General features: G+C 24.6%; 42 protein-coding genes and 2 tRNA genes. 13 read left to right on the plus strand and 31 right to left on the minus strand.

The genetic code is table 11. The features are described 5' to 3' along the window. Window positions 1–54 precede the first annotated feature (54 nt). The 25 genes from KGF39_RS06600 to KGF39_RS06715 form a co-directional block, all read right to left on the minus strand. Complete coding sequence (locus KGF39_RS06600) at window positions 55–948, minus strand: hypothetical protein (protein WP_227821662.1); 894 nt, start codon at window positions 946–948, stop codon at window positions 55–57. 113 nt (window positions 949–1,061) lie between these two features. After that, window positions 1,062–2,021, minus strand: a complete 960-nt coding sequence (locus tag KGF39_RS06605) for a tyrosine-type recombinase/integrase (protein WP_227821663.1) — start codon at window positions 2,019–2,021, stop codon at window positions 1,062–1,064. A gap of 151 nt (window positions 2,022–2,172) precedes the next feature. Next, window positions 2,173–2,541 carry a Fic family protein gene (locus KGF39_RS06610; protein WP_227821664.1) on the minus strand — a complete coding sequence of 123 codons (369 nt, stop codon included), beginning with the start codon at window positions 2,539–2,541 and terminating at the stop codon, window positions 2,173–2,175. After that, the gene (locus KGF39_RS06615; protein ID WP_227821665.1) at window positions 2,538–2,711 is read right to left on the minus strand and encodes a hypothetical protein; all 174 of its coding nucleotides are present in this window, start codon (window positions 2,709–2,711) and stop codon (window positions 2,538–2,540) included. The genes KGF39_RS06610 and KGF39_RS06615 overlap by 4 nt, the downstream gene beginning before the upstream one ends. 76 nt (window positions 2,712–2,787) lie before the next feature. Continuing rightward, complete coding sequence (locus KGF39_RS06620; protein ID WP_227821666.1) at window positions 2,788–3,360, minus strand: integrase; 573 nt, start codon at window positions 3,358–3,360, stop codon at window positions 2,788–2,790. Between the two features lie 164 nt (window positions 3,361–3,524). Beyond that, window positions 3,525–3,650, minus strand: a complete 126-nt coding sequence (locus KGF39_RS19860) for a hypothetical protein (protein ID WP_255643257.1) — start codon at window positions 3,648–3,650, stop codon at window positions 3,525–3,527. A gap of 125 nt (window positions 3,651–3,775) precedes the next feature. Then, window positions 3,776–4,294, minus strand: a complete 519-nt coding sequence (locus tag KGF39_RS06625) for a hypothetical protein (RefSeq protein ID WP_227821667.1) — start codon at window positions 4,292–4,294, stop codon at window positions 3,776–3,778. Between the two features lie 90 nt (window positions 4,295–4,384). After that, window positions 4,385–4,714 (minus strand): hypothetical protein, encoded by a 330-nt coding sequence (locus KGF39_RS06630; RefSeq protein ID WP_227821668.1) that lies wholly within the window; start codon window positions 4,712–4,714, stop codon window positions 4,385–4,387. Between the two features lie 32 nt (window positions 4,715–4,746). Next, on the minus strand, window positions 4,747–5,688 hold the full coding sequence (locus tag KGF39_RS06635) for a hypothetical protein (RefSeq protein ID WP_227821669.1): 942 nt from the start codon (window positions 5,686–5,688) through the stop codon (window positions 4,747–4,749). A gap of 90 nt (window positions 5,689–5,778) precedes the next feature. Beyond that, window positions 5,779–6,399 (minus strand): hypothetical protein, encoded by a 621-nt coding sequence (locus KGF39_RS06640; protein WP_227821670.1) that lies wholly within the window; start codon window positions 6,397–6,399, stop codon window positions 5,779–5,781. 60 nt (window positions 6,400–6,459) lie between these two features. After that, window positions 6,460–7,062, minus strand: coding sequence for a hypothetical protein (locus KGF39_RS06645; protein ID WP_227821671.1), 603 nt, complete (start codon window positions 7,060–7,062; stop codon window positions 6,460–6,462). 206 nt (window positions 7,063–7,268) lie between these two features. Then, window positions 7,269–7,766: a hypothetical protein gene (locus KGF39_RS06650; protein ID WP_227821672.1), complete on the minus strand. Its 498-nt coding sequence runs from the start codon at window positions 7,764–7,766 to the stop codon at window positions 7,269–7,271. A gap of 238 nt (window positions 7,767–8,004) precedes the next feature. After that, a complete protein-coding gene (locus KGF39_RS06655; RefSeq protein ID WP_227821673.1) occupies window positions 8,005–8,259 on the minus strand; it encodes a hypothetical protein in 255 nt (84 codons plus the stop codon). Window positions 8,260–8,307: 48 nt separating this feature from the next. Continuing rightward, window positions 8,308–8,610, minus strand: coding sequence for a hypothetical protein (locus KGF39_RS06660; RefSeq protein WP_021394637.1), 303 nt, complete (start codon window positions 8,608–8,610; stop codon window positions 8,308–8,310). Between the two features lie 57 nt (window positions 8,611–8,667). After that, a complete protein-coding gene (locus tag KGF39_RS06665; RefSeq protein WP_227821674.1) occupies window positions 8,668–8,931 on the minus strand; it encodes a hypothetical protein in 264 nt (87 codons plus the stop codon). Between the two features lie 21 nt (window positions 8,932–8,952). Next, window positions 8,953–9,264 carry a hypothetical protein gene (locus KGF39_RS06670; RefSeq protein WP_227821675.1) on the minus strand — a complete coding sequence of 104 codons (312 nt, stop codon included), beginning with the start codon at window positions 9,262–9,264 and terminating at the stop codon, window positions 8,953–8,955. Window positions 9,265–9,277: 13 nt separating this feature from the next. After that, on the minus strand, window positions 9,278–9,973 hold the full coding sequence (locus tag KGF39_RS06675) for a hypothetical protein (RefSeq protein WP_227821676.1): 696 nt from the start codon (window positions 9,971–9,973) through the stop codon (window positions 9,278–9,280). Window positions 9,974–10,018: 45 nt separating this feature from the next. Further along, window positions 10,019–10,255 (minus strand): hypothetical protein, encoded by a 237-nt coding sequence (locus tag KGF39_RS06680; protein ID WP_227821677.1) that lies wholly within the window; start codon window positions 10,253–10,255, stop codon window positions 10,019–10,021. A 12-nt stretch (window positions 10,256–10,267) separates the two neighbouring features. Then, window positions 10,268–10,408 (minus strand): hypothetical protein, encoded by a 141-nt coding sequence (locus KGF39_RS06685; protein ID WP_021373113.1) that lies wholly within the window; start codon window positions 10,406–10,408, stop codon window positions 10,268–10,270. A gap of 68 nt (window positions 10,409–10,476) precedes the next feature. Beyond that, a complete protein-coding gene (locus KGF39_RS06690; protein ID WP_227821678.1) occupies window positions 10,477–10,755 on the minus strand; it encodes a hypothetical protein in 279 nt (92 codons plus the stop codon). Window positions 10,756–10,780: 25 nt separating this feature from the next. Further along, window positions 10,781–11,287 carry a hypothetical protein gene (locus tag KGF39_RS06695; protein ID WP_227821679.1) on the minus strand — a complete coding sequence of 169 codons (507 nt, stop codon included), beginning with the start codon at window positions 11,285–11,287 and terminating at the stop codon, window positions 10,781–10,783. 141 nt (window positions 11,288–11,428) lie between these two features. Beyond that, on the minus strand, window positions 11,429–11,620 hold the full coding sequence (locus KGF39_RS06700) for a helix-turn-helix domain-containing protein (RefSeq protein ID WP_009900703.1): 192 nt from the start codon (window positions 11,618–11,620) through the stop codon (window positions 11,429–11,431). Between the two features lie 91 nt (window positions 11,621–11,711). Next, entirely contained in the window at window positions 11,712–12,014 is a 303-nt protein-coding gene (locus KGF39_RS06705; RefSeq protein WP_227821680.1) for a hypothetical protein, read from the minus strand. Between the two features lie 13 nt (window positions 12,015–12,027). Further along, on the minus strand, window positions 12,028–12,288 hold the full coding sequence (locus tag KGF39_RS06710; protein WP_227821681.1) for a hypothetical protein: 261 nt from the start codon (window positions 12,286–12,288) through the stop codon (window positions 12,028–12,030). Window positions 12,289–12,762: 474 nt separating this feature from the next. Continuing rightward, on the minus strand, window positions 12,763–12,951 hold the full coding sequence (locus KGF39_RS06715; RefSeq protein ID WP_227821682.1) for a helix-turn-helix domain-containing protein: 189 nt from the start codon (window positions 12,949–12,951) through the stop codon (window positions 12,763–12,765). A 93-nt stretch (window positions 12,952–13,044) separates the two neighbouring features. On the opposite strand from KGF39_RS06715, the gene KGF39_RS06720 reads away from it, so the two are divergent. Then, window positions 13,045–13,356, plus strand: a complete 312-nt coding sequence (locus KGF39_RS06720) for a helix-turn-helix domain-containing protein (protein WP_227821683.1) — start codon at window positions 13,045–13,047, stop codon at window positions 13,354–13,356. 152 nt (window positions 13,357–13,508) lie between these two features. On the opposite strand, the gene KGF39_RS06725 is transcribed toward KGF39_RS06720, so the two are convergent. The 4 genes from KGF39_RS06725 to KGF39_RS06740 form a co-directional block, all read right to left on the minus strand. Further along, window positions 13,509–13,709, minus strand: a complete 201-nt coding sequence (locus tag KGF39_RS06725; RefSeq protein WP_227821684.1) for a helix-turn-helix domain-containing protein — start codon at window positions 13,707–13,709, stop codon at window positions 13,509–13,511. 203 nt (window positions 13,710–13,912) lie between these two features. After that, window positions 13,913–14,071, minus strand: coding sequence for a hypothetical protein (locus tag KGF39_RS06730; protein ID WP_165483898.1), 159 nt, complete (start codon window positions 14,069–14,071; stop codon window positions 13,913–13,915). Between the two features lie 382 nt (window positions 14,072–14,453). Then, entirely contained in the window at window positions 14,454–14,810 is a 357-nt protein-coding gene (locus KGF39_RS06735) for a hypothetical protein (protein ID WP_227821685.1), read from the minus strand. Between the two features lie 13 nt (window positions 14,811–14,823). After that, window positions 14,824–15,168, minus strand: coding sequence for a hypothetical protein (locus tag KGF39_RS06740; protein ID WP_227821686.1), 345 nt, complete (start codon window positions 15,166–15,168; stop codon window positions 14,824–14,826). Between the two features lie 1,558 nt (window positions 15,169–16,726). Here KGF39_RS06740 and KGF39_RS06745 point away from each other — a divergent pair. Further along, window positions 16,727–16,897 (plus strand): hypothetical protein, encoded by a 171-nt coding sequence (locus tag KGF39_RS06745; protein ID WP_227821687.1) that lies wholly within the window; start codon window positions 16,727–16,729, stop codon window positions 16,895–16,897. Window positions 16,898–16,913: 16 nt separating this feature from the next. Continuing rightward, window positions 16,914–17,858, plus strand: a complete 945-nt coding sequence (locus KGF39_RS06750; RefSeq protein WP_227821688.1) for a plasmid segregation protein ParM domain-containing protein — start codon at window positions 16,914–16,916, stop codon at window positions 17,856–17,858. A gap of 126 nt (window positions 17,859–17,984) precedes the next feature. On the opposite strand, the gene KGF39_RS06755 is transcribed toward KGF39_RS06750, so the two are convergent. After that, a complete protein-coding gene (locus KGF39_RS06755; RefSeq protein ID WP_227821689.1) occupies window positions 17,985–18,602 on the minus strand; it encodes a helix-turn-helix domain-containing protein in 618 nt (205 codons plus the stop codon). Between the two features lies 1 nt (window position 18,603). After that, entirely contained in the window at window positions 18,604–18,849 is a 246-nt protein-coding gene (locus KGF39_RS06760; protein ID WP_219674308.1) for a hypothetical protein, read from the minus strand. A gap of 693 nt (window positions 18,850–19,542) precedes the next feature. On the opposite strand from KGF39_RS06760, the gene KGF39_RS06765 reads away from it, so the two are divergent. From KGF39_RS06765 to KGF39_RS06810, 10 genes are all read left to right on the plus strand, one after another. Further along, window positions 19,543–19,737, plus strand: a complete 195-nt coding sequence (locus KGF39_RS06765; protein ID WP_227821690.1) for a hypothetical protein — start codon at window positions 19,543–19,545, stop codon at window positions 19,735–19,737. Next, window positions 19,697–20,911 carry a LuxR C-terminal-related transcriptional regulator gene (locus KGF39_RS06770; RefSeq protein WP_227821691.1) on the plus strand — a complete coding sequence of 405 codons (1,215 nt, stop codon included), beginning with the start codon at window positions 19,697–19,699 and terminating at the stop codon, window positions 20,909–20,911. Before KGF39_RS06765 ends, KGF39_RS06770 begins: the two co-directional genes overlap by 41 nt. Window positions 20,912–20,999: 88 nt before the next feature. After that, entirely contained in the window at window positions 21,000–21,305 is a 306-nt protein-coding gene (locus KGF39_RS06775) for an HU family DNA-binding protein (RefSeq protein WP_021403118.1), read from the plus strand. A gap of 443 nt (window positions 21,306–21,748) precedes the next feature. Beyond that, entirely contained in the window at window positions 21,749–22,420 is a 672-nt protein-coding gene (locus KGF39_RS06780; protein WP_227821692.1) for a hypothetical protein, read from the plus strand. Window positions 22,421–22,511: 91 nt separating this feature from the next. Beyond that, window positions 22,512–23,066, plus strand: coding sequence for a hypothetical protein (locus KGF39_RS06785; RefSeq protein WP_227821693.1), 555 nt, complete (start codon window positions 22,512–22,514; stop codon window positions 23,064–23,066). A 430-nt stretch (window positions 23,067–23,496) separates the two neighbouring features. Continuing rightward, window positions 23,497–24,327: a hypothetical protein gene (locus KGF39_RS06790; protein ID WP_227821694.1), complete on the plus strand. Its 831-nt coding sequence runs from the start codon at window positions 23,497–23,499 to the stop codon at window positions 24,325–24,327. A gap of 18 nt (window positions 24,328–24,345) precedes the next feature. Next, window positions 24,346–24,422, plus strand: a tRNA-Ile gene (locus KGF39_RS06795). Window positions 24,423–24,427: 5 nt separating this feature from the next. Next, window positions 24,428–24,518: transfer RNA gene (locus tag KGF39_RS06800), tRNA-Ser, on the plus strand. Window positions 24,519–24,574: 56 nt separating this feature from the next. Next, entirely contained in the window at window positions 24,575–25,192 is a 618-nt protein-coding gene (locus KGF39_RS06805) for a hypothetical protein (RefSeq protein ID WP_227821695.1), read from the plus strand. A 363-nt stretch (window positions 25,193–25,555) separates the two neighbouring features. Next, window positions 25,556–25,744 carry a hypothetical protein gene (locus tag KGF39_RS06810; RefSeq protein WP_009894806.1) on the plus strand — a complete coding sequence of 63 codons (189 nt, stop codon included), beginning with the start codon at window positions 25,556–25,558 and terminating at the stop codon, window positions 25,742–25,744. Window positions 25,745–25,764 lie beyond the last annotated feature (20 nt).

Consider the following 25,764-nt stretch of genomic DNA (forward strand, 5'->3'; position numbering starts at 1 on the left):
AGCTTTTTACAAGCTACTACCCTTTAGGGTAGTTGGCAGTTGACAAAAAGATTTTTATTCTCGATTAGTCTTTAAATTATGATACCTCTGATGATATGCTTTATATATATTATTTGCATCGCCTTTCAAGCATTTTAATTCTAAATATCGTTTTATCTCTGGAATAGACCAAGATACACACTCATAAGCTTCTTGTTCATACATGTCATATATTATCCCTGATTTTTGTAAAGTCTTACCAGTCAGATGTATATCTAAATCTGAAAATGCTACTGATAAAGTTTTCAACCTATTTTGTATTCCATTCTTACTAATAGCCTTCATACCATTATCAGTTAATTTGGTAGGTCTAGTTTTTATTATATATTCACAATCCATGTTAAATTTATATTCTGTTTCTTTACTAGTTCCTTTTATTTCGCTTTTAGTATAATAATCTTCTACAATAACATCTTCTAATATTTCCTTCATATAATCATCACAAATAAATCTTCTGTCTGGAAGGTCTATATATGAATAATCTTTTGCTATATCTGACACTTTCAAATATCTTAATTCTATATAATCTTTTCCCATGATACCCTCAAAGAGAGCATATACTATAAATTTATCCTGAGCATTTAAAAATGCACTACATATATTTTTTATTTGGTTTCTTGTAAAATATTTATTAGCATTAAATTTTATCATATCTGTATATTTGTTAGTATCTATACTTATATTACAATTGTTCTCTTTTAATATCTCTCTTAAAATTTTTAAGTTATTATATACAGTTGTAGCAGATTCTCCTATCAATCTTCCTTTTATAAAATTATCTATATTTTGTTCATTTAAATTACTTATTTTATCTATTTTAGCTTTAGTTATAAACTCTTCTAAGTATCCATTTATTCTGTTGCGTCTTACTTCTTCTTCTCTTATTGTACTTTCTAATTTATTAACCATTTTTTTTAATTCACTCCCTTTTTAAGCCTATATAATAAATTATAGTACAACATAATCTATAAGTACATATTATTATGTTTTATTTAGCTTAATTGTTCTATAATTTTTTAATATTAATTAACATCTCCCACTTTTAATAATTTATATATTGGATTATTTTCAGTCATTTTTTTTGTATTGCTTTCTTTGTCTTGATGCATATAATATTTATACATTGTCTGTATACTTTTATTACCTGTAAATTTTCCTATTTCTTCTAATTTTGTTCCTGTTCCAGACATTAATGAAACAAAACTATGTTTAAAACTATGTGGTGTTACATGTGGCAATCCAGCTAACTTCAATGCTTTTTCTACAAGTCTTTCAATTGACCTTGTTGTTAATCTTGAATTATTCTTAGATAAGAACAAAGCATTTGTGCTGTCTTTATTATCTTTTTTGCCTTCAATTTGGTTTCTAAAATATAAAAAATCTCTATACATTTTTAATACTTGTTCATTTAAACCTACATTTCTTTTTAATTTTCTTTTTCCTATTACTTCAAAATTTCCATTAGAGAAATTTATGTCTTTTATATTCATTTTTTCTATTTCATGTATTCTCATACCAGTAAAAATAAGTATGTTTATAATCAAATTATCTCTGCAAGTATTATAACTTTTATTATCAACATATACTTTATTCATAGTTTCTAATAACTTAATAATTTCATCTTTAGTTAATATCTTTTTCTCAGATTGAATTTTATCTTGTAATTTTTTAACGTAGGCAACTGGATTATCTTTTATCTTACCTTTAGCTCTAAGGAAAGCACAATAAGCTTTAAATGATGCTCTTTTTCTATTTATTGTAGCTGCTTTCATTCCTTTTTCTTTTAATAAGATAAGCCATTTTTCTTGTATGTCTGTAAAAAGTATTTTATCAAGCTCTTCCATTGTACAATCTTCTTTTTTAAATAAATACCTTATGCCTTCTTTTACATCGGCTCTATATGCTTTTATTGTTTTCTCATCTCTATCATTATATAACTTTAAATTTAATAAAAATTCTTCTAGAGCCTCTATTCCAGTCATATGTACCACATCCTTTTTATATTATATTTATATCATATACCTATTTTATTTAGTTGTCAATATTTCTAAGTGATTTTATATTTTATTTAGTTTAATTTATCTTACCAAAATATAAAATTTTTTGATAAGATATTAAATTAAAACTACGATTTTATTTTTTATTCCAAGTTTTTAACATATTACTCAAATCGGATTCACTTATTTTATTTAAAGCTATTTCTATAGCTAAACTTTCTTTATCATAATTTATATCTATATTATATTTGTCACAAAGTATTAATAGTGTAGCTAATCCAGTTCTTTTATTTGCATCTATAAATATATGTCCTTGTATAATACCTACTACAATATGAGATATTTTTTCTTCAACTGTAGGATACATAACTCTACCAAATACTTCCTGATTTATACCATTAATTATACTTATAGCAAGATTTTTATTTCTAACACCTATTCCAGCTCCACCATATCTTTCAATCATCTTTTTGTTAATTTTACATATATATTCAAGTGTAATCATTTACTTGCCAACCTTCTAAATACATCATCATTTTCTTCTATACACTTATCTATTTCATTATCAGAAATCGGACAAAGATTATCTAATTCTTTTCTGATTTCTTGACTATATATATAACCTTTTGATTTTATAAATTCAAGTACTTCATCTATTGTTATTTTATCGACCATAATAATGCCTCCATTTTATATTATAGTTATATTTATATTACCCTAAAATAGTAATAATTACAACAATACAAAAATGTTATTTATCATACTTCTTTATGTATTCTAATAATGCCATACTCATCAAATCAGACTTATTAAACTCTCTAAACTTTTCACAAAACGCATCAAATAAATTCCATGCATCTTTATTTAACCTAACTGTAGTCCTTATAGCATCTTTTGAATGTAAATCAATCTTAATACCATCTTGTACAACTTCTATGACGCTTGTATCATCTTTATTCTTAAACCAATTCAATACATCTTGTATTTTAGCATAGTCTTTTGCTAAAGAAATTATATTATTTTTAAATTGATTGTCAATTACTACGTTATTACTGTTGTCATCTTCTATTGTCATATTAAATATATTATCATTATTACTTTGTGATTTACTATTTACTACCTTTGTCATACTATTGTCACCAATAAATATATACTCATCATTTATACGCTTATAACCTTTTTTAGTGAGATATTTTCTTATACTACTTTCAGACACACCAAGATCTATGGCAACTTTAGTTAAGCTCTTACTATTATTTAACTTACTATTAATATATTCAACTATATATGTTATATCATTGTTTTTTAAATCATTCCAAGTCATGTAATCACCTCAACTTAAGTATACTATATGAGATTACGATTGTCATACTATGTTCATCTTTTAATTCTATCTTTTATCTACATATATTTCTAAACTATATCATTTTTTTACAATATTATATCTATTAAACAATAGATAATTAAACTCAATGCAACTAAAATAAGTCAACCAACAAAACTTTCTTTTTTACTATCAAACATATTCAAAAATCTTAACGAATCTTTAAATATTGAAATAGATAATCTTATAACTACACAAATTGCTAATACAATAAATAACGTTTTAAACATTTTTTCTCCTTTTAAAATGGTTATTTTAATGTCTTTTATATTAAAAAACTGTATCATTATAATACAGTTTTACGTTTTTTATAAATAAAGGTAATCACTTATACCTTTAGAATAGTTGACAATTTCTACTCTGTTTTAAAACTAGAATAAGCTCCAGCCATTTTCTTTATATCTCTTGAATTAAAATTTCTTTGTAATTTATTGATTGTCATAACATATTTATTCCTATCAAAATTATTATCTAACTGCTCCATTCTACATTTTTTTATGTATTTAGATGTATTAGTGTTTAGTCCAACATGTCTTAATCCTTTTACAATATTATTATTAGCTTCTACTAATATTAAATTCATAGCTAATCCTTGATTTTCTCCAATTTCTGCTATTTCTTTGACTTTGCTTAAATTAAATGAAAATGGTATATCAGCGTCTCCTATTCCAGACGTGTTTGTAAACACAAAGAAAATAATTTTTTCTAAAAAAGCCACATCTATTCTTAAATTACCTGTTTTAAATCCTGTTATTTCTTTATCTGATAAATTACTTAACTTGAATACAACTATAAATCCAGATTCATCAAAAGAAATATTCAGACCTTCTTGTGCATTTGCTTCTAGTTTTTTACCAACTTCTATTTTAAACATAGTTCATATTCCTCCAATTTCATATACTCTACATTATAAGTATAACTTACTTAATACTATCTTTCATCATTATATTTTTTTACAATACACTTAAAATTCTATATTAATCAACTTATTGTTAGCTCTTAGATATTTTGCAATACTTCTTTCTATTTCTTCTCTAATCTTTGCAACCTCATCATTAAATTCATTACTTTCAGTTAGTTCTTCTGTATCTGAAATATCTTTATATTTCTTTGAAAAAATTGTATTGGAATATGGAATATATGCAGTGTATTTTACAACATTCTTATCTCTACAATCATTATCTGTTTTAAAATCAACTTGCAAATTATTTACAAATATTGTAGTATTGTCTATCTTTTTTATTTCATATCCTATCTCGACATGTTCCCATTTTTCTTTAAAATATTTTTCCATATATTCATCTCCCTTTTTATGTATTTAATGATTTAATTATCATAAACTATATTTTGATTATAAATTACTCTATACCATTTTTCATTATGATATTTATAAATTTCTTTATCAGCATACCTTCCTTTACTATATTTTACTGCATAATAACCATTTTCAAATTTATATGTTACTGTTGCACCACTTTTTGATTTATCTATTATTGTTGTTAGAAAAGAAATTATTTCACCATTTTCATCACATTTAGCAACATAATATCCAGGCGATGAAGAAAAAGTTTGTCCATTTAATTTTTTTAGTTCATATGGAATATTATTGAACTCTTTTAGTTCAATAGTTTTAACAATTTGCTTATTTAATATCTCATACTTTATATTGTATTTCTTTAATTTATTCAAATTTATTTTGTATTCAAATTTATTTTTAATCGTTGAGGACTCTGATAATTTACATATTTTAGTATCTCTCAATATACCAAATAAAATATTATAATCACTTTCATTTATAGATTTATGTTTGTCTTTATCTAAACAAAATGAATTTTCATCAAAATAAGTAACATATACAATATTATTATCTAAAAACTCTCTATTTGTTTTTATAATATTTTCTATTTTCTCTACATATTCATGACATACATTCTTCAATTCTCTTTCAAATATTTCTTTATATTTTTTAATATCAGATATTGAAATAATATCACTAGAATCAATATCATCTTTTAAATTATCTGTAATTTTATCAATATCATAATTAATTAAAGCAAGGTCGTCTAATTCATCTATACTAGTTTCTATTGAAATGAGAATTATATGCTTTTCTTCTTCATCTTTATCACTAATGTTTTTTAATTTTTCAATACATGAGTCTAATAAAAACTTCATTCTTTTTATTTTTGCATACTTAAAAATACTATCTACATATTCTTTATCAATCGATTCATCCTTTGAAAATATGTTTAACTTTGAGTTAAACATTATTCTATTATAATATCTATCTAACATATCTTTTAAAAGTACTTTTTTATATCATTTAAAGCTCTAGTTACGTCCATTTTGATATCCTCCTTATTTTTTATATATATAAATCAATTCTTCCTCAACATTTTTTTCATACTCTTCTATAATTTTAATAAATGATGAAATAAAATTATTGTCTAAAACTTTTTCTATTGGTAAATGAAATATGGTTAATATTCTATACTCACATTCATCATCTGTTTCAATCTCTATTCCTAAATTATTTATATCATTTTTAAAATTATTAAGTTTATTAATGTAAAATTCTTTTTCTTTAAATACTCCGCTATCAGTGTATTTTTCAATAACTTTTATAAGATTCTCATAAAAAGGTATATAGTCACATACACCAACATACTTAATTGTATCATCTTCATTACAATAAACTGAATATACTTTATCTCCTAGTTTTACACTTTGAGGTGAGCCTCTATATTTAGGTTCTTTATACTTGTATTTTAATATAAAATTATTAACAACTTCTTCATTTAGATATGGCTCTTTGAAAATAAGATTTAATTCTTTTAATTCCTCTAAGTTGCTATTATCATCTTTTTCTAATTCAGTTTCTAATAAATCTAGTAATAATTTAAGCTTAGATTCTTCTAATTCAAAAGTTTTTATTTTATCTTTTATTTTTAAAGTTGACTCTTTTATATCTATTCTCATATTGTGTTTCCTCCTTATTTTTATGGACTTCATAATACTTTGTGTACTATCTACATATTTTTAATTCTTATAAATATAAACTAGTTCATCATTTATATTTTTGTGATAATCATCCAGTATATCAACAAACGAATTGATAAAATTATCATCTAAAATTTTTTCTATAGGTAAATAGAAAGTTGTAAAAACTGTATACTCATTTAAATTACTTTCTTTTATTAATATACCTAAATTTTTAATAGATTCTTTGAAATTATTAAGTTTATCAATATAAAAATTTTTTTCTTTAAATACATTTGTATTGTTATATTTGTCCATATCTGCTATAAAACTTTCATAACTTGGCATAGCGTATTTTATTGATGCAAATTTAATCATATCCTCTTTTTTATATTCAACTGAGTATATTCTTTTGTTTAACATTATACTTGGTAAATCATGTGTGTATTTATCATATTTATATTTCAATATAAACTTTTCAACAATTTCTTCATCTGTAGAGGGGTCTTTAAAAATAAGCTCTAATTCTTTTAGTTCTTTGCTTCCTTCTTTTTCAATAGATTCTAAAATTGATAAGAGTAAGCTAACTTTAGACTCTTCTAATTTAAATGTAAACATTTTTTCTTTTCTTCTTAATGTAGATTCTTTTATTTCATTTCTCATATAATGCTCCTCCATTTTTAATATTTATAATTTAATTATATCAGTCATCGGTGAACTATTTTTGTATCAAATAAATATTTTTATAAAATTTTATTCTATTGTAAAACCTTTTAATTTACCATCTCTAATAATAAAAGTTAATCCTATTGTATGCCATCTAAAAGCATCATACAGACTTATGTTGTGTATATCTTTCATATAACATATCATATAGTTACCTCATTATCAAAATAAGTATTAATACAATTAGTTAAATCAATTTTACTATCTAATGTTAAATACCAGTCACCCATACAAGAAGGATAAAAGCAATATTTATTATCCTGTTTCATATAAACAATTGAACTTCCATCACTTAAAAATATTTTAATGTTTCCATTGTTATTCAACTTATTAACCACATATATATTATTTGAGTGACTTACATTATTTGATAGCTCTTTGTAAGTTGCAACTGCGTTATCTAAATCTTTTTTGTTGTCAAAGCTATAGTTCCAGTCGCCTAAACATTTAGGATAGAAATTATAAACTTGCTCTTTAGTATCATATAAAACTATACTTTCATCTTCTAAAACTTCTACAATTCTATCTGTATAATCTACATAAAAATTATCTAATTCGGCAGCCTCAACTTTTGTTACTCCTGTAATTCCTATAATAATTAAACCTAATAACATTCCCATAACTGTATTTTTAAATTTCATTTTTATACCCTCCTAGTTTATAATTATGACTTCGTACAAGCCTCTATAAGCTGTTTGAAAATCATCTTAATGTATTTATACCTTTTGTTTTTTACAATCTTTAAAACCTTTTTATCAAATCACTATCATTATCAATTAATGTATAGTATCATATTTATAATAATAGTAGTTTGATAATTTATGTATCTTATTAAAATCATTCTTTTATACACTTCAATGCTCCATTTGTCTTTAAGTATTATAAATAATTTTCCATCTTACATTTTAATAATTTAATTTTAATCTTATCTAATATTTTAAAGATTGTTTTTTCTGCTCCAGTCGTAGTTATCTGATTTATATTTTTTGTTGCAATAAAATTATTTTCAAAACAAGTTGGTATTTTTATGTCTAAGTATTCACTAATAATAAATATATCTAGTATATATAATTCCATACATTCCTTACCATTAGCCCATTCTATAGCATTTCTCATAACATCTTCTATTTTCACATTCTTCTATAGTCATTTTGTAAACCTCCAATTTGTATTTAAATGTTGTTATTTCATATTTCTTTCTATCTGAAACGCTACCAATCCATATGCCTCAGCTTGTCCTTTTGCTATTTCATCCTCGTTTCTATATGCATATCTCTCGTATTCAAACTCTAATTGTTTAAAATATTTAACTATTTCATTTTTTGTTTTAGTGGTTCTTTCCAGTTCAAACGCTGCCATCTCCCATGCTTCAACTTGCCCCTTTGCTACTTCATTATTATTTATATCTGCGTCTTTCTTATAACTAGATGCTATTATTCTAAAGTATTCAATTGTTTCCTCTTTTGTTCTATATGTTCTTTTCATTTTTACGCCCTCCTAATTTTATATTAAAATTAATATTTTAATTAGTTTTTAATTCTATCAAGATTTTTCTTCTTTTTTACATATGTCTTTTATATGCTCCATTATTTTATAAAACATTTTTTTGCTGATTCTTTTTCTAATTAACTTACCATCACAATCTTTTTTTAAAGAAACACTATCCTCTAATCTATAATATCTTTTTGTACGACAGTCATATTCATAGTGATAACCACCTGTGTACATACTTATATACCCCTCACTAAATCCATTATTAAACACATAATTTTCGCCTCTTTTATCTTTGCAAATATAGTTATACATGTTATTTCCTCCCTATTATTTTTATTTACTTATACTTTTTTTAATTTTAGTAATATAGTTTAAATACTTTTTACTATATTCTTGTATCTTTGTATTTTCTTTAGCTCTTTTATAAATTGTCTCTTCATCAATATTTGTTTGATACTTTCCCTTACCTCTTCCAAAATCAAAAGGATATGTAAGCCCCATACTGCATAATTCTTGCATTACTAAATTTGCATATTTCCATACAGTTGGTTTATAATATTTTTGTTCGCAAAAACCTATTCCTATTAAGTGTTCTATAGTATTGTTAAGCTCTATATTTAAATTGTTTTCAATTGTTTTATTCATATTTTCCCTCCTGTTATTTTAAGTTACTTATATTTTCTGAATATCTTATTAAAAATTTTTCTATATCATTAAAAACATATCTTAAAAAAGGTATTTTATATTCACAATCTATATTTACTAACTTATCTTTTTTTATATTAAATGTAAACTTATGGTTATATTCCCTGTTATTATATTTAAAGCATATATCCCCAATTAAATTATTATCACAATCCTTCATTATCTCATTAAATTTAAATACTTTAGAATAGTTATTAGCCAATAATATTTTTTTGCATTGCTCTGTCCATGTTTTTACATATGTATAATTATTTATTGTTAAAATGTTATATTGAGAAGAGTCAATTTTATTTTGTCTTAATAATAAAACTGTTTCCATCCATTTACATCCTTTACCCATACAAAACAATTCTTTTACACATTCCTTATTATCAGTATTCTCTTCTTCGCTTTCAATTAATTTATTGTAGTCTAATCTTAAATCAAATAAGGTATTATATATTGCTGCATCTGATATAGTCCAAACCTTCCAACTTACACTACTATATATTTCTTCATCTTTTAAATCAATTTCACCTATATTATTTTTAATATAATCCTCTACCAATTCAAATATTATATTTTGTCTAGTATATTTTTTTACATTTCTTACAAGAACTTGAAAAACTGGATGCCCTTCTATATCATAAAATACGACTATTTTATTCATTTTATTTTCCTCCTATAAATTAACTGTTTTATTTACTTAAATTATTTAAAATTCTTTATATTGCATTTTATTCTCACTATCTAAATACATCATATTATTAATATTTTGTATTAATTGCTGTCTCAATTCTTCTCCTTTTAAAGACCAGTCTAATCCGATTAAATTTCCCAGTCTGACATATAAAGAATTATAAGTTCCTGCTTCTCCTATTGTTTCACCTTCTAAAAGGTCACATATATTTATTAAATCTGTTGCTGTCATATATTCAGAATAATTTACCATGTTATTACCTCCTTATAATTTATTAGCTTGTTTCAATAATTCTAATTGATTGCTGTTTCCATATTTTGAAATAATACTTTCTGTAGTACTCCAATAGCTACTATCTAAATCCTTTTTAAACAATGATTTTATCTTGATTATCAATTTTTTCATAACTTATTCCCCTTTCAAATTTTTTGACTGGAAGTGGCGTTTTTAAAGAACGCCCTAAAACTTTTTTATTAACAGTCATAATAATCTGTAACATAAACATGATTTTTTCTAAATTCTACACTCGTCTTGTAATGTAGATTCATAGAATATCCATAATATTCTCTTTCGTATTCTGGCATTATTTTTATATTTTCTATTCCCTTCATATATAGCCATTGAGATATCATTTTTTTGTTCCATTTTCTGGGAAAAGCGTAAACCGTTGTTACCTTTTCCAATTCGTTTGAATATCTTTTTATCTCATGTACCTGCATTTTATATAATTTGTTAATTTTAGAATTTTTCATTTTTATATCCTCCTTTTAATTTTATCTATTTCCATTCATTCTTTTGACCTTCTAATATTTCCATATCTTCGCATATTTTCCACGTTACATAATCCAATGATATTGATTGACCTGTGCAACCTCTACCCCAAATATTCTCCGATGATATTACAACTTCCCCTAATTCTTTTAATTTATTACATAACCATCCACTAACTATCCAAAATTCATATATTTCGTTGGGTTCATCTTGTTCATTTTCTAGCTCTGTTAATTCATTTCTTAATTCTTCAATTTGATTTTCTATATTTTCTATTTCTTTTTCGTTTTCTAAAGTATTTAATTTAATTTCTAATTCTTCTATCTTTTCATCAAGTACTTCTATTTTGTCACTATTATCTATATATACATTTTCTAAGTCATCATAGTCGAATGGTTTGTCGTCTCCTTCTTGTTTTAATATATACTCAACCATTGATGTAACACATGTATATACTTCTCTACTTACAAAATTACTTGTTATTTTTTGATTTTTTGAACTATTATAATTCATTTTTATATCCCCCTTTTATTTGTTTTACGACCATTCGGTCATATTTTGATTTAAAGCTTTCCCTTTTTCTTGATTTAATTATAATTCATAAAGACCATATTGTCAAGTCTATTTGGTCATATATCCTTTTAAAAATTTTTATTATTTTTCTAATAAAGTGTTTGCATCAATGTCTAAAAAAGTTATTAATCGTTCAAATTCAGATATTGAAAATTCACGTTCTCCTTTTTCTTTTCTTACATAAGAACGCAATGAAATATTTATACCTCTTGCAACATCTTCTTGTGAGTATTTTTTTTCTTCTCTTATTTCTCTTAATAGATATAATTTCACTTTGTCTCCTCCAATATTATCATAGAATAATAATACCATACTAAGAGCTTATAGAAAAGACACTCAAATTCAAGTGTCTTTTTATGTACTGCTATTTAATTGATTTTAACTTTGCTATTTCATTCCAATTTTTAGATGTAGCCATTTCTACAAAGTTCATGTCATTTTTTAAAGTGTCTATTTTTTCTCCAACTCCTGTTATGCCTTCCATATTTCTAGCAACTTGATTATAAGTTAAGTCTAGTTTCTTTTTAATTTCTTCTTGACCTTCTTTTAAATCACTAAGTTGGTTTTCAATCCCATCAAAACGACCATCCATATTATCTAGTCTATTTTCGATTCTGTCAAACCTAGTATCCATTTTTTGTAATAATTCTAATATTTTCTCATCCATACTATTCACACTCCTATTTTATTGCTTTAAGTGTTGCTATATCATTTAGATTATAATTTGTAATAGTTTCTATCTTATTAATATCTAATTGCATAAGTTTTATACTTCTTTTTGTATCTTCTGCCTTTATGTCTAGTTTTAATATATCGCCTTTTATTTCTTTTAAGTCGTCTTTAATTTCAACTTGTCCAGTTTTTAAATCGCTGATATCTCGTTTCATTCCTTTAATATCATTTTGTATTTCCTGTAATAGTTCTAGTATCTTTTCATCCATAGCATTCACCATCCTATTATATTATTATAACATAATTCAAGTGTTATATTCCAACACTTACTAAGATAATCTAATATAAAGAATTTAAATCACCTTAGTAAATATTAGATAGTTTATAACCATGTAGGTGTCAAGCAGTACAAACTATAATTTTAATGCTCAATCTTTAGTACTTTTGATAACGCAGTACCTCACAACTGCTATGTCATATTAAATTGTATTGAGTGCCATTATAGGAGCAACTAGGTTGATACCTCAATTTTTTATAGGCTTTAATTGGAAACCTTTATTAATTTACTTGTTTAATATTATTTATTAGCTAGAGTTTTAAGAAGGTTCTTCGCCTGTTACTTCTGTGAGAGGTGGTTCAGTGTTTTCTTGTTCTCCTTTGCTATGATTTAATTATACGACATTATCTCATTTTTGACAAGTCATTTTTGAGATTTATTTATTAAAAATAATGGAATTAATCGACTAATCAAGTAATTCCAATGGGTTTACATCTAAGATTTTATATATTTTTTCTAGTTCGGTTACAGTAAAATCCGTTTTGCCTTGCTCTTTTCTATTATATGTTTTGTAATTTATATCTATTAACAAAGAAAACTCTAATTGAGTATATCCCTTTTGTTCCCTCAGTTCTTTTAATTTATCAAGTTTCATTTTACCACATCCTTTTTTGTACTATATGTTATATAATATTTTAAGAATAGTATTTTGTCAAATATGAGATTTTTAAAATAAAGAGGTGATAATATGAACAGATTAAGAGAATTAAGAAAAGAAATGGATTTATCTACACAAGAAATTGCAGATAAACTGAATGTACATTATACAAGTATTCAAAATTGGGAAAATGGTAGAAGAAAAATAGATATTGAAAAATTGAAGGAATTATCACATATATACAATGTAAGTATAGACTATATATTATGTCTTACAGATAATAGAGAGAATATACAACTAGAAGAAGAAGAAAAACAATTACTAGACAACTATAGAGAGTTAGACAACAAGAGTAAAACAATAGTTCAAGAACAAGTCAACACATTAAAGAAACTACTTTAAGCTAGAGTATATATGTCTAGCTTATTTTTTATATTCGATTCTAAAATACAAAGGTACAAACATAAGGCAATCGTATTGAAACATATTTAGAATGGATTTAAATAGCTTGTACAATATGTTATTGTAATAAAATAGACTAGCTATAATCTAGTCTATTTTTTATGTGGTTCTAATAATTCATTTGCATTTATATCTAAGTAATATAATATTTGTTCTAATTCTTCAACTGAAAAATCTCTTTGCCCATTTTCCTTATAAGCATATGCCCTTATACTCATACCCATTTTGGTGCTTAATGTTTGTTGAGTATAACCCTTTTGTTCTCTTAACTCTTTTAACTTATTAAGCTTCATTATATCACCTCATTAATTTTAAAAATAAAGACTACAGATTGCTTTTAATGCAAAATATAAGAAGAAGAAAAAACCTAATACTTTTACTATTTGTAATGTAGTTTTAATATGTTGATTCATTAAATCACCTCATTTACTTTTAATATTAGGTGTGTTACAATATACCTATACAATGTATCTATATAGGTATATTGTATTGGCTATTAATGTTTAATTATGTAGATAAGTATTAATAACCAACCGATACAAGAACATAAAACAATTAAAATATGTTCAAGTGATTTAAATACTTGGACAAGGAGCTTTTCAAGTTGTGCCACCAACTCGATTAGCTCTTTTATTTTATCTTTTGTTATTCTCATAACGTCACCCCCTAATATTAAATTGTATAAGGTAGTGTTTAATACTACCTTAATTATATTATAAGATTATAGGTAAAAAAATACAAGTAAATTTCTTCTCATCATTCAAAGCTTTTAAGTTTGAGAATTTCCTTCTAGTTATTTATATTCAATTCTAAAACATAAAGGTAATAAAATAAGGCAATCACATTACAATACGCTTAGAATGGATTTAAATGGATTGTATAATATATTATATTGTGTAGAATATACTATAATATAACCATATCAAAAAATCCGATGACTCGCATACTTATATAAATATATATATCAATATGCAGGTCATCGGAAAAAATATAAAAATATAAAAGTACTTAACAAAATGTCAAGTACTTTTTATGTATTATTTTACTTTTTTTAATTTAGTTATATCTTTCCAATTATCTATTGTAACAGTTTCTAAAGTGTTTAACTTATTAGCAACTTCTTGTATACTTTCTTTTGTTTCGGTCATATCCCCTTGAATATGAAGAATATCAAAGGACATTTTGTCATGCTCTGCTTTGCTTACATTAGCTTTATGTTCTAAAGCTTTAAGTATTTGAGTGTTCTCATTTAATTGAGACTCTACTATATCAAGTCTGTTTTCAATACTGTTAAATCTAGTATTCATATCTGTTTTTACTTCTTTTAGTTCGTTTTCAATTCCATTAAGCTTACTATCCATTTTTTGCAATAATTCTAATATTTTTTCATCCATCATGTTCACACTCCTACTTAATTGATTTAAGCTTTGCTATGTCTGTCCAGTTACTAGATGTAACTATCTCAACTTTGTTTAAATCCTTTTTAATATCTGTTGTATCCTCTACCAATTTAGAAGTATGTTTAATTACTGCGTCTAATGTATTTCTGTTAACCTTAACATCTGACTTAATTTCTGTAATATCATTTTGCATTTCTGTAATATCATTTCGCATTTCTGTAATATCATTTTGCATATCTGTAATATTACCTTGCATTGTGTTAAGTCTATTATTAGTTTCAACTTGTCCAACTTTTAAATCTTTAATGTCTCTTTGCATTTCTTGTAATAGTTCTAATATTTTTTCATCCATCACGTTCACTCTCCTATTTTATTATTATAACATAATAGTTAATGTTATATACAGCTAATTGTCGTATTCTAATCAACTTGTGTCATTATAAGTTTTCATTTATCACACTTCCTTTTAATTTTATTTATTTGATGTTTTAATGATACATTACTTTCCAATTTTTGTCAATATATTCTATGATATTTATATATTTTATTTAGTTATTGTTCATGTAAAAATATTGCTTAACATGTTGATATTACTGTCTTATGAGTACATAATTGTGTAAATTATTTTTTATATCTACTATAGTATGTGAATTTGATTGATGATTAAGAAATGTAGTGATTATGTGATAGTAATGTAGTGATAATAGACGCTAATAATGTAGTGTGATAGATGCTAATAATGTAAGAGTTCTATTTCTATAAGCTTTTTTTATTTAATAATGAACACAAAAAAATGATAACTCATGCTATCATCTTTAAAATAACATGAATTATCATTTCTAATAAAAAAATTAAGATTTAGTACCTTTTATTCGTTTTCAGCAAAGTAATTTCTTTTCTTAACATACATTAACAACGTCGTATAATAAAGTGATTATGCGACGTTAACACTGAAATACAGCAAAAGGGGGCTATTTTCATACTTTAGAATCAATTGATATTCATTATCATGTTATAGTCCTTTTTCTTCTACATCCCAAATTTCATTCAGCCCTTAAAATAAACATTCATACAAAATTACACCACTAATTCAAACTTTCAAACATACACTCATTAATAATCTCAAACCGTCTCCGAGTACTATAAAATAGAATTGATTCACTACTCTCTTTTCATTATTTATGATAAAAAAATAGCCCCATCTATGCTTTGAACCTATATTATAAGGCTAAAGCATCAACAGGGGGTGTATGTTTTATTTTAATTTATGTTAACTATATAAAATACATATTATTTCCTATAAACTAACTATAATTATCATAAAATAATTTTAAATAGTGTATGTTTTAAATTTGAATACCTCAAAATCATATAGACAAAATTTTAATTCTATCAAGTTATCATTTTTTACTTAAAATTCAATACAATTCAAACAAAATACACTTCGTGCAATTTATTCAAGATTAAAACATATAAATATGCCTATTTTATAGAAGAATATATAGTAATTTATGTACTTTTTCATATCAATTTTCGTAGACACTATACTCTAGAAAAGCAATCTAAAATGATAAATTTTATAAAATAATTTTCAAATTTAGGTAGTGTATGTATGATTTTTATAAAAATTATCAACATTTAATATACAATTGCTTTTAAATTTCTTTACAATCTTAACTTCACTTTAATAAAAATTGTAATATCATTCATTTTACAATTGTAATATATATTGCATTATAATTATAGTTTAATTATATATTTAATTTATATTAAATTTGCATTGTAATTATATACCAATTGAAATATAATTAATCTATATAAACTATAAAAAGGAGGAGATTTTTATAAAAAAGGATATTTATAGTTTACAAATACCAATTCCAATTGAACTTGCAGATAAATTAAAAGAGTTGGCTGAAAAAGATGAAAGAAGTTTAAGATTATATTGTAAAAGAGTGCTACAGCTCCATGTTGATGAAGTCTATAAAAATGACATTGATATTGATGAAGTTGACATTAATAATCAAAATGAAATTGTAAAGAAAAAGAAAAAAGTTGGAGAACTAAAACCACAATTATAACAGGAGGAACTTATTTATGAAAAAAGAAAAAGTAAAAATAGCAGTAGATTTAGGTAATAGTATGCTTAATGCAGCTGCATATATTGATGGAAAATTAGTTTTGAAAAAATTACCTAATAAATTACAATTTGAAAAAACAATTTCTCCAAAGGCAAGAGTTTTGAAAAAAGATGATAAAACGCTCTATATGGGTGTAGGAGACTTAAACAATAATGTTCTTAAACATACTAGAAAAAATTTATTAGAGCAAGTTTTAGTGATGATACATGAGTTATTTCCTGATAATGACAGTCTTTGTGTGGAGCTAGTAGTTGGATTACCACCAATGCAATTGTTTAATACAAAATATTTAAAATTATTCAAAGATATATTTATACAAGCTGGAAATATAGAGTTTAATATTAATGGAAAAAATAAAACTATAGAAATAATTAGTGTCGATGTTAAAGCTGAAGGTTACTCTGGATTTATTTCACTTGTAGATAAAATTACTACAAAACAGAATATTTTAGGTATAGATATAGGTGGTAGCACTGTAGATACATGTAATTATGCTTATGATTATGAAGATGATATGTATTACCCAGACATAACAGATACAATAGAAAAAGGAATTATAGACTTTGAAGTAGCTGTAGCAAATAAATTCAATAGAGAAAATGGTGCAGATATAAAAATAAGTCAAATAGATGTAATATTAAGAAATGATATTGACATCATTGAGTACGAAGGTTCTGAATACAAATTAGAGGATTATATTGATGCAATGCATCCCATAATTGATGACATAATTAATAAAATTACAAATAAATTTGGACAACTATCTGGATATTACATAGTCGGAATTGGAGGGGGATATAAAACATTCAATAGATATGCCAGTCAATTTATAAGTAAACAACTAGAGGTCGATGATGATTCTCGTTTCTATGCAAATGTAATTGGATACCTTGAGCAATAATACTAAAAATATCTAATGAGAGCCATTTTAAGATGGTTATATGCCTGTCTACGATAATTTATTCATATTCAGAAATAAAATCGCTTAAAATAGATTTTAAAGGTCACTACGTTAGTGACCTTTTCCTTATTTTTTTTGTTGTTTTTTTATTATCTCTCTTGCTGTATTTGCAGTTTGTTTAATTTCTTCTTCTGACATAGAATATATCTCTATTTCAGTAAATCCACTCTCTTTTAATACTTGAATATCTTTTTCTTTTTGTGCTATAATATTGTTATTATGAATTTTGTTTAAAATTTTTTCTTTCATGTCACTTGTTGAAGGTGCTACTTCTTCAGGTGACTTTTCATTTTTTTTGTCATCTTTATGATTATGATTTGTGTTATTTTTTATTTGTGATTTAGACATTACAATTTCATATACATTATTCTTATACAAATTGTCTTCATTTTGAATTCGATAAACTCTGATAAAACCTTTTTCTTTTAAAATCTTTAAATATTTATTGAGTGTTGACCTATTAATATTTAAATCTTTACAAATAGTTTCTATTGTTGGATGGCAATATTTTTTGTTACCTGTGTATGAAGCTAAATATGCATATATTGCTTTGCTTTGAATTGGAATTTCAGGATTTTTCATTAAGTATTTTGGCGATATCCCATATCCATCAGACAAAATACTATCATTTTCAATTTGGATATCAATTGAATCATTAGAGTTGAGTTTTAAGATATCAGTCATATTAATTCAATTTGTATTGATATTCAAATTTGCCTTTTTCCAAAACTCTGTTTACCTCAAGATATCCATTCTCTTTTAATTCATTCCACGCCATCCTAAAAGAATGTCTTTTTACATCCAAATGTTCAAATAGAAATTTCTTAGAAAAACATGGGTCGTCTTTAAAAAACAAAATTGTTCCATATAATCCTTTCGCTCTCAAACTTATACTTGTATCTTCAAAGATATTTTTCTTCTCCGTATTCAAAATTTCAACCCCCTTTCAATAAGATTATTGTAATTTATTATTCGGGATTTTTCAAGCCTTTTTTTCTTTTCTAAATAAATACATACAAAAACAAAGATATTAAAACCTTGTTATTATTAATAGCTTATTCTGTGGACTGTCGAAAATATCAGCGGTCTATTTTCCCGACCATGGAAGTTTTAATACATCGGAAGAATGTCTAAATTTCAATATTTTCTTAATTATTTACTCGATAGCCTATTTTATCCTTAGTCGAAAAAACGAACTACGGAGGAAAATTTATAAAATTCGATTTATACATACAAATAAAAAATAATTTGTGGATAAAATTACAAGTTATCAACAAGATATACACAGCATATCAACAGGTTATCAACAGGTTATCAACAAGCTAAAAATTTAAAAACATTGATAATTGGTGCAAAAAATACCCTAATTTTTATGTATAAGAAAAGCATATTATGTGGAACTATTTTAGCTAATAATAAGCTAAATAAAATACGAAATTGACAAAAATAATATAAAATGTTAATATATAATTATAGATAAAATGAGATAAATTATTAAATAATTAGGAGGAAATTTACATGTGAAAAAGCGTTAACAACTAAATAAAATTAAAAATAAAAATATGAATGGAGGTAGTTAAGATGAGGAGAATGAAAAAATATAAAGGGATGAAAGGGCTAAAAAATGGTAAACAAGAATATAAAAATGTTAAGAGAGGATTATAGTGAATTTTTAGATGACTGGAATATAATTGGGAAAAGAAATATATATAAATGTCCAGAATGTCAATATCATGGTAATAAATGTGATAGACATAATAATGATGAGGGGGTGGCTTATGGCTTTAGCAAGTGGCGATTTCAAAGGGAAAATAAATAATAAAAATATTTGGGATTATATATCTAAATTGGATGATAAATTAGAAACATTAGAAGAAAGAAAAGAGTTTATTAATGAGTTATTAAATTTAAAAGATATAGAAGGTCTTAAATTCAGCAATGATAAATTTTGGCAAGAAATATTTGATAGAGGAATATGTAAAGCTAATTTAAATACAACAGATGTATTATGGTCAAATACTAATATAAGTCATTTTTTAGAAAGACTAGGTACATATTTATTGACAAAAGATAACAAAAACAAAGAAAAGGAAAATGTAAAAATATATACATCTTTAACAGAATTCAAAAGAATGATTCAGCAAGAAAAAAAGATACGAAAACATGGAGAAGTAGTAGAATACGAGAATGGAAACAGTGAATATTCAAAAGGGAAACCAATAAGAATATTAAAAAATCAAAAAAATTTCAAACTAGCTCCAGACACAAAAATAACTAAAAAAGATAGAGTAAAGTATCCAGAAATAGAAGATTATTATAAGTATAAGCAGTATTTATTAAATTTAAAAAACAATAAAGAGCTTAGAGAAAAGTTAGCAAAAGATAAAAATATAAATAATAAAGAACTCAAAATTACAAAAGGTGGTGATGTTTATAAATTTGCATTGAGACAAATGGCTATGGTTACAGATGATATGTTACAAGTAAAATTACAAAAAGATAAAAATATAGTATGGAAAGCTCCATTAAAAGATAGTGGTAATAATATTATTATGGATTGTGATTTAATAGATTTGTTTGACCCAGTACATGTAAAAGAATTATTACAAATTCCCTACAATGAAAACTTAATAGATGAGATAGCATTAAGTAAGCAAGATATATTAAATAAAATAGAATTAACTGACACACAAAAAATTATATTATCATCATGGGAGAAGGGTGTTACTCAAAATGAAATAGCCAAGCAATTAGGTATAGCACAAAAAAATGTAAATTTACATATTGATAGAATAGTAAATAAATTTATAGACAAATATACTGAAATATATGAAGATGAATATTATTATGTTTATTTAGTAAAAGGGAAATATAAAAAATGTAGTAAGTGTGGAGAAATCAAGCTAATACAAAGGTTTGATAGAAATGGAAAAAAGGGTTATAAGTCAATGTGTAAAACTTGTAGACAAGATGGTGTCCAAAATAGGGTATAAAATCGGCTGGAAAAGATATTAATATATGTAGGGGTAATTAATGCTACTACAAATAAATAAAATGTATAAAGTCGAGGAGAGATTGAAAATGAGAAAAAATGAGTATGTAAAATTATTTCAAGAGAAACTAAAAGAAGAAGGATTAGAACTAAAACAAAAAGAAGTAGATGTAGTATTAGATGCATTTAAAGAACTAGTTGTAGATATATTTAAATCAGGTGAAGACGCTACTATAGGTGGATTTCTAAAAATAGGAAGAAAAGAAATAGAAGCATGTGAAAAAACACATACTTTACCAGGAAAAGAAGGAGAAAAATATATTGTACCAGCCAGTACTAAACCAACAGTTAAATTTATAACTTCTTTTGTAAAAGAACATATGATATTAAAATAGTCATAAACTAAATAAAATACAAAATTAAATAGATAAGTCTTGAATTAGGCTTATCATTATGGAGATACAGGAGATTTTTAATGGTTCGATTCCATTAATCTCCACCTTTTAAGTAAAAAGAAAGCCCATGTCGTGAGATAGCAGTAAGTCTTTCTTTTTCTTTTTATTAAGAAAGAGAGGATGATATCATAGAAGAGATAAATATAAAAGAAGTAAGCAAGATAATATGTGTTAGTGAAAATACATTATATAAAGATTTTAAAAAATGTATTACTAAATTAGAAAAAAATAATATCTCTTATCATGGAAAAGGCAAAAAAAGAAAGTTTTATAAAAAAGAAATAAAAGACAGTGAATATATAGCATATGATATCTTTAAACAAATTGCTTATAATGTTTGGAGATTTGATAATAAAACAGATGTAGATAAATTGTTGTATTATATGGCTGTAATTTTAAGTATGCAGGACATGAAAGGTAATATTAGCGTGTTATCATCAAATCAAATTGCAAATATAGTAGGAATAGACAAAAGTACTGTATCAAGATATAAAAATAAATTAATTAAAAATAATATCTTTATGCCTTCTAATCTATCTAAAACAATTACATATGCTACTTTTAAAGACATAGATGTCTTAAGTATTAAAAGTGAATTAATACCACATAAAGAAAATTGTAAAAATAGAGTAAATCAAGATAAAGAATTAGATAATTTTAGATATCAGGTGAAACTGGTAGCAGATAAAAATATAAACTTTAAAAGAAAAGACAATATCATAGTTGATAATAGTTTGTATGAAGATTATCTAAATGCATGTAGAATTATAGCAAATACACCATTTTTAAAAGATAGAGAAAATTATAATAGAGTAGTAAATATGGTAAAACATAATAAACATGAATTAAATGTAACTCAGAAAGATAAATACATAGCATTTAATGAATTTGCAAGAGAAATAGGATTAGTTAAGTTATATCAAGTACATAAGACAGAATATAGAACTAATGTTATGAAAAATAAAGAGTTATTAGATATAATTGTTAAAGCTTTTAGGTATAGAAATAATAATAGTAATATTAATAATAAATTAGTAAAATACAACTCATATTAATTTTTCCGATGACTCGCATACTTATATAAATATATATATCAATATGCAGGTCATCGGATTTTTTGAAAGAAATATTTTAAAGGTGACTATTATGAATTTACAATACTTTGAAAAGGATAAATATTATGTTTATAAACATTACATTATAGATCATGATGGTAAAGAGAATGTCTTTTATATTGGTAAAGGAATAGGAGACAGAATTTATAATCAAATTAGAAATGAAAAGTGGGATAACATAGTAAAGAGTAATAACAATAATTATAATGTTAATATTATTAGATATTTTGAAAATGAAAAGGATGCATTAGATTATGAAGTGAAATTGCAATTATATTATTGGAGCAATGGACAATGTAAAGGTTGTGCTGATATAGATGCAGCAATAGGCAAAGAAAAAATAAAGAAACAAAATAAATTATTAGAAGAAGGATTGGTTATACAAGATGACTATTTAAATAAATGGTTATTTAAATATGAATTGGAAGATATCATCAATACATATGAGTTAAAAGATAATAAAAGAAGAGTAATGTCTGCTAATAAATTCATTAATTATTTAAAAGAATGTAATTATAGGATTGAAAAAGCTAGAAAAAGAACAAAAAAGAAACAAGAAACATTATATAAAATATGTAATAAGTAGGATTTTATAATTATAATATTAAATCACAAGGCTTTAGCCGAAGTGATAGCAAGGAACGTAAGTGACGCGGTAGCTATTACTAACGCCTTCACTTCGTTCAGTTGTTATCCTCAGCTAAAGCTTCGGATTTACTATTTTTAATTTAATACATAGGGGTTAAAAGCCCCCTTATATAGTGATATATGATAGTAAACCTAGAATATGTTAAAAGTTAATACAATTAACAGAGATAGCTCATTTTGAAAAGCTCTGGTGACTAATAATAGGCATCTTATAATATGAGATGATGATGTCACTAAAATATTAAACTACAACATGAAATTTGTGGGATAATTACTCACCATTTCAGAGCTGGAAGAAAGCCCATGTCGTGAGATAGCAGTAAGTCTTTCTTCCTTTTAAATAAATACTAAAAGGGAGATTTGGTCAAATGAATGGTGAAAAACTTATAGAAAATAAAGAATTAAGAGATAGAAATATAGATAGAGTAGATGTATTGGAACATGTGAAAGAGATATTAACTTTAGCAAATACAGATTTTAGTACAGTAGAACTTGTTTCTGAGTATTATGAAGTAGATAGAGATACAATAAAAAAACTTATACAGAGAAATAGAATTGAATTAGAATTAGATGGTCTTAAGTTATATAAATACAATGATATAGCTGAAGTACTTGAAAATACTAAAAAGGGACTGGATGTCACTTTTAAAATTCCTCCAAGAGGTCTAATATTAATACCTAAAAGAGCTATTCTTAGAATAGGCATGTTACTTAGAGATTCAGAAGTTGCTAAAGAAGTTAGAACTAGATTACTAGATATTGTACATGATGCAGAAGAACAAACTGAAATTGTAATAGAAGAAATTAGAAATGAACAAAATATAAAAGAAGACATGCTTGAAGCGATAATTTCTGGCGACCATAATAAATTATCTGTACTACAGACAGAATTAATAGGGTTGAAGAATAAAAGAATATCTTATTTAGAAGATGTTATAACTAATTCAGTCACTATAACAGAAAGTAAAGCTATTATTAATAAATGTGTTAGGACAATAGCAGTTAAAAAATTTAATTGTATGTTTGGTAAAGCATGGGATGAATTTTATAGATTTATTAACTATAAACTTGGCATTAATGTTAGAAATCGAAAAGGTAAAGGATTAGCTAGATTTTCAGATGAAGAAATCTTAAAGATGGAAAAGATAGCTAAAAGCTGGTTAGAGGAAAATGATATAGATTTTAAATTGGTAATATAATTTAAATTTGTTTTCAAAAGGGATATAGCTCAGGTGGTTAGAGCATTCGGTTTATACCCGAAAGGTCATAGGTTCGACTCCTATTATTCCTACCAAATATGGAGAGGTACTCAAGCGGTAAAGAGGATAGTTTGCTAAACTATTAGGTCAATTAATTTGATACGAGGGTTCAAATCCCTTCCTCTCTTCCAATAAAAAAAAGTTTGTTATTTTTAAATAATATTTTAATTAAAAGGGAGATGTTTTTATGGTTAAATATAATGTTCATAAAGCTTTAGCAGAAAAGAAGTTATTAGAAGATAAGATAGATAGATGCATTAGTAATTTCAAAATTGTAGGTACTAAAAAAGGGTCTGATAAAAATGTATATGAAACAAAAACAAGTGTAGAAGATTTTAATGTAGAAGTTTCAAGTAAATACCAACAAATAGAAGATTTAATATATAATTATAACGCATTAGATAAAGCAATTAATATCTCTAATGCTATAACAAATGTTCAAATTGGTAATAAAAATTATACAGTTTTAGAAGCAATAAAAAGAAAAAATAGTATAGAATTAGATAAATCCTTGTTGAGACAAATGGTTAGTAACTATGATTGTATGATGTCTGAAGTAAATCGTAGAAATGAAGAAGTACAAAGAAATACAGACAGAATGTTTGAGGAAAAAGAAAAAAGTAAAGATGGAGCAGAACTTATTTCATTTTATAAAAAACAACAAGAATGGTCTTTAGTAGACCCTTTAAAAGTAAGAGAGAAAATAGAAAAGTTAAGGGATGAAATAGAAGAATTTGAAAAAGAAGTTGATTTTGCATTGAGTACATCAAATGCACTTACAATTATAGAAATAGATTTAAAATAGTCTTTAATTAGGCTATTTTTTAATTTGCAGGTTAGGCGAATAACATAAATTATAAGTTCCCATTGGTTTTGGGTTAAAAATCAAACAGCTTATATAAAAGAGATAAGTACATACAAACAGAACAATTGTACTGTATACAAGATGGATATAAAGCTTAAAGTTAAAAATTCAAATGTAAAATCTCAAGGATAAAAGATTAAATTATTAAAATAGTAAAAATAAAATAAAAAAGTTATAGAAAATCCTTGATAAATGCTAAATGCGTTAACTTATATTAGCTATTGTTAGCTACAAGGCTGCCTAATTTGCAAATAAATATATTCCCAGTAGAGTTAATAAAATTATAAAAAAAGGTGAGAGTACATGAAAAATAATAAAGGAACAGTGTTAGAAAAATGTGAAATAATAAAACAAGAAAATAATACATATAAAATTATAGAACATTTGAAAGATGGAGACCATGAAGTATTACTTAGTGATGTTTTGGATAAGTATACTGGTGATACAGATTTAAACATAACGATAAGATTAAGTGAAACAATAGTCCAATAAATTAACATTGGGCTATTTAT

Origin of the sequence: Clostridioides sp. ZZV14-6345 (assembly GCF_020657775.1) — a bacterium.
Lineage (GTDB): Bacteria > Bacillota > Clostridia > Peptostreptococcales > Peptostreptococcaceae > Clostridioides > Clostridioides difficile_D.

Excerpts from the sequence above, each read along its gene's own strand:
- KGF39_RS06600 (WP_227821662.1), bottom strand. The coding sequence starts at position 948 with ATGGTTAATAAATTAGAAAGTACAATAAGAGAAGAAGAAGTAAGACGC.
- KGF39_RS06605 (WP_227821663.1), bottom strand. The coding sequence starts at position 2,021 with ATGACTGGAATAGAGGCTCTAGAAGAATTTTTATTAAATTTAAAGTTA.
- KGF39_RS06610 (WP_227821664.1), bottom strand. The coding sequence starts at position 2,541 with ATGATTACACTTGAATATATATGTAAAATTAACAAAAAGATGATTGAA.
- KGF39_RS06615 (WP_227821665.1), bottom strand. The coding sequence starts at position 2,711 with ATGGTCGATAAAATAACAATAGATGAAGTACTTGAATTTATAAAATCA.
- KGF39_RS06620 (WP_227821666.1), bottom strand. The coding sequence starts at position 3,360 with ATGACTTGGAATGATTTAAAAAACAATGATATAACATATATAGTTGAA.
- KGF39_RS19860 (WP_255643257.1), bottom strand. The coding sequence starts at position 3,650 with ATGTTTAAAACGTTATTTATTGTATTAGCAATTTGTGTAGTTATAAGA.
- KGF39_RS06625 (WP_227821667.1), bottom strand. The coding sequence starts at position 4,294 with ATGTTTAAAATAGAAGTTGGTAAAAAACTAGAAGCAAATGCACAAGAA.
- KGF39_RS06630 (WP_227821668.1), bottom strand. The coding sequence starts at position 4,714 with ATGGAAAAATATTTTAAAGAAAAATGGGAACATGTCGAGATAGGATAT.
- KGF39_RS06635 (WP_227821669.1), bottom strand. The coding sequence starts at position 5,688 with ATGTTTAACTCAAAGTTAAACATATTTTCAAAGGATGAATCGATTGAT.
- KGF39_RS06640 (WP_227821670.1), bottom strand. The coding sequence starts at position 6,399 with ATGAGAATAGATATAAAAGAGTCAACTTTAAAAATAAAAGATAAAATA.
- KGF39_RS06645 (WP_227821671.1), bottom strand. The coding sequence starts at position 7,062 with ATGAGAAATGAAATAAAAGAATCTACATTAAGAAGAAAAGAAAAAATG.
- KGF39_RS06650 (WP_227821672.1), bottom strand. The coding sequence starts at position 7,766 with ATGAAATTTAAAAATACAGTTATGGGAATGTTATTAGGTTTAATTATT.
- KGF39_RS06660 (WP_021394637.1), bottom strand. The coding sequence starts at position 8,610 with ATGAAAAGAACATATAGAACAAAAGAGGAAACAATTGAATACTTTAGA.
- KGF39_RS06665 (WP_227821674.1), bottom strand. The coding sequence starts at position 8,931 with ATGTATAACTATATTTGCAAAGATAAAAGAGGCGAAAATTATGTGTTT.
- KGF39_RS06670 (WP_227821675.1), bottom strand. The coding sequence starts at position 9,264 with ATGAATAAAACAATTGAAAACAATTTAAATATAGAGCTTAACAATACT.
- KGF39_RS06675 (WP_227821676.1), bottom strand. The coding sequence starts at position 9,973 with ATGAATAAAATAGTCGTATTTTATGATATAGAAGGGCATCCAGTTTTT.
- KGF39_RS06680 (WP_227821677.1), bottom strand. The coding sequence starts at position 10,255 with ATGGTAAATTATTCTGAATATATGACAGCAACAGATTTAATAAATATA.
- KGF39_RS06685 (WP_021373113.1), bottom strand. The coding sequence starts at position 10,408 with ATGAAAAAATTGATAATCAAGATAAAATCATTGTTTAAAAAGGATTTA.
- KGF39_RS06690 (WP_227821678.1), bottom strand. The coding sequence starts at position 10,755 with ATGAAAAATTCTAAAATTAACAAATTATATAAAATGCAGGTACATGAG.
- KGF39_RS06695 (WP_227821679.1), bottom strand. The coding sequence starts at position 11,287 with ATGAATTATAATAGTTCAAAAAATCAAAAAATAACAAGTAATTTTGTA.
- KGF39_RS06705 (WP_227821680.1), bottom strand. The coding sequence starts at position 12,014 with ATGGATGAGAAAATATTAGAATTATTACAAAAAATGGATACTAGGTTT.
- KGF39_RS06710 (WP_227821681.1), bottom strand. The coding sequence starts at position 12,288 with ATGGATGAAAAGATACTAGAACTATTACAGGAAATACAAAATGATATT.
- KGF39_RS06715 (WP_227821682.1), bottom strand. The coding sequence starts at position 12,951 with ATGAAACTTGATAAATTAAAAGAACTGAGGGAACAAAAGGGATATACT.
- KGF39_RS06720 (WP_227821683.1), top strand. The coding sequence starts at position 13,045 with ATGAACAGATTAAGAGAATTAAGAAAAGAAATGGATTTATCTACACAA.
- KGF39_RS06725 (WP_227821684.1), bottom strand. The coding sequence starts at position 13,709 with ATGAAGCTTAATAAGTTAAAAGAGTTAAGAGAACAAAAGGGTTATACT.
- KGF39_RS06730 (WP_165483898.1), bottom strand. The coding sequence starts at position 14,071 with ATGAGAATAACAAAAGATAAAATAAAAGAGCTAATCGAGTTGGTGGCA.
- KGF39_RS06735 (WP_227821685.1), bottom strand. The coding sequence starts at position 14,810 with ATGGATGAAAAAATATTAGAATTATTGCAAAAAATGGATAGTAAGCTT.
- KGF39_RS06740 (WP_227821686.1), bottom strand. The coding sequence starts at position 15,168 with ATGGATGAAAAAATATTAGAACTATTACAAGAAATGCAAAGAGACATT.
- KGF39_RS06750 (WP_227821688.1), top strand. The coding sequence starts at position 16,914 with ATGAAAAAAGAAAAAGTAAAAATAGCAGTAGATTTAGGTAATAGTATG.
- KGF39_RS06755 (WP_227821689.1), bottom strand. The coding sequence starts at position 18,602 with ATGACTGATATCTTAAAACTCAACTCTAATGATTCAATTGATATCCAA.
- KGF39_RS06765 (WP_227821690.1), top strand. The coding sequence starts at position 19,543 with ATGGTAAACAAGAATATAAAAATGTTAAGAGAGGATTATAGTGAATTT.
- KGF39_RS06770 (WP_227821691.1), top strand. The coding sequence starts at position 19,697 with ATGGCTTTAGCAAGTGGCGATTTCAAAGGGAAAATAAATAATAAAAAT.
- KGF39_RS06775 (WP_021403118.1), top strand. The coding sequence starts at position 21,000 with ATGAGAAAAAATGAGTATGTAAAATTATTTCAAGAGAAACTAAAAGAA.
- KGF39_RS06780 (WP_227821692.1), top strand. The coding sequence starts at position 21,749 with ATGGCTGTAATTTTAAGTATGCAGGACATGAAAGGTAATATTAGCGTG.
- KGF39_RS06785 (WP_227821693.1), top strand. The coding sequence starts at position 22,512 with ATGAATTTACAATACTTTGAAAAGGATAAATATTATGTTTATAAACAT.
- KGF39_RS06790 (WP_227821694.1), top strand. The coding sequence starts at position 23,497 with ATGAATGGTGAAAAACTTATAGAAAATAAAGAATTAAGAGATAGAAAT.
- KGF39_RS06805 (WP_227821695.1), top strand. The coding sequence starts at position 24,575 with ATGGTTAAATATAATGTTCATAAAGCTTTAGCAGAAAAGAAGTTATTA.
- KGF39_RS06810 (WP_009894806.1), top strand. The coding sequence starts at position 25,556 with ATGAAAAATAATAAAGGAACAGTGTTAGAAAAATGTGAAATAATAAAA.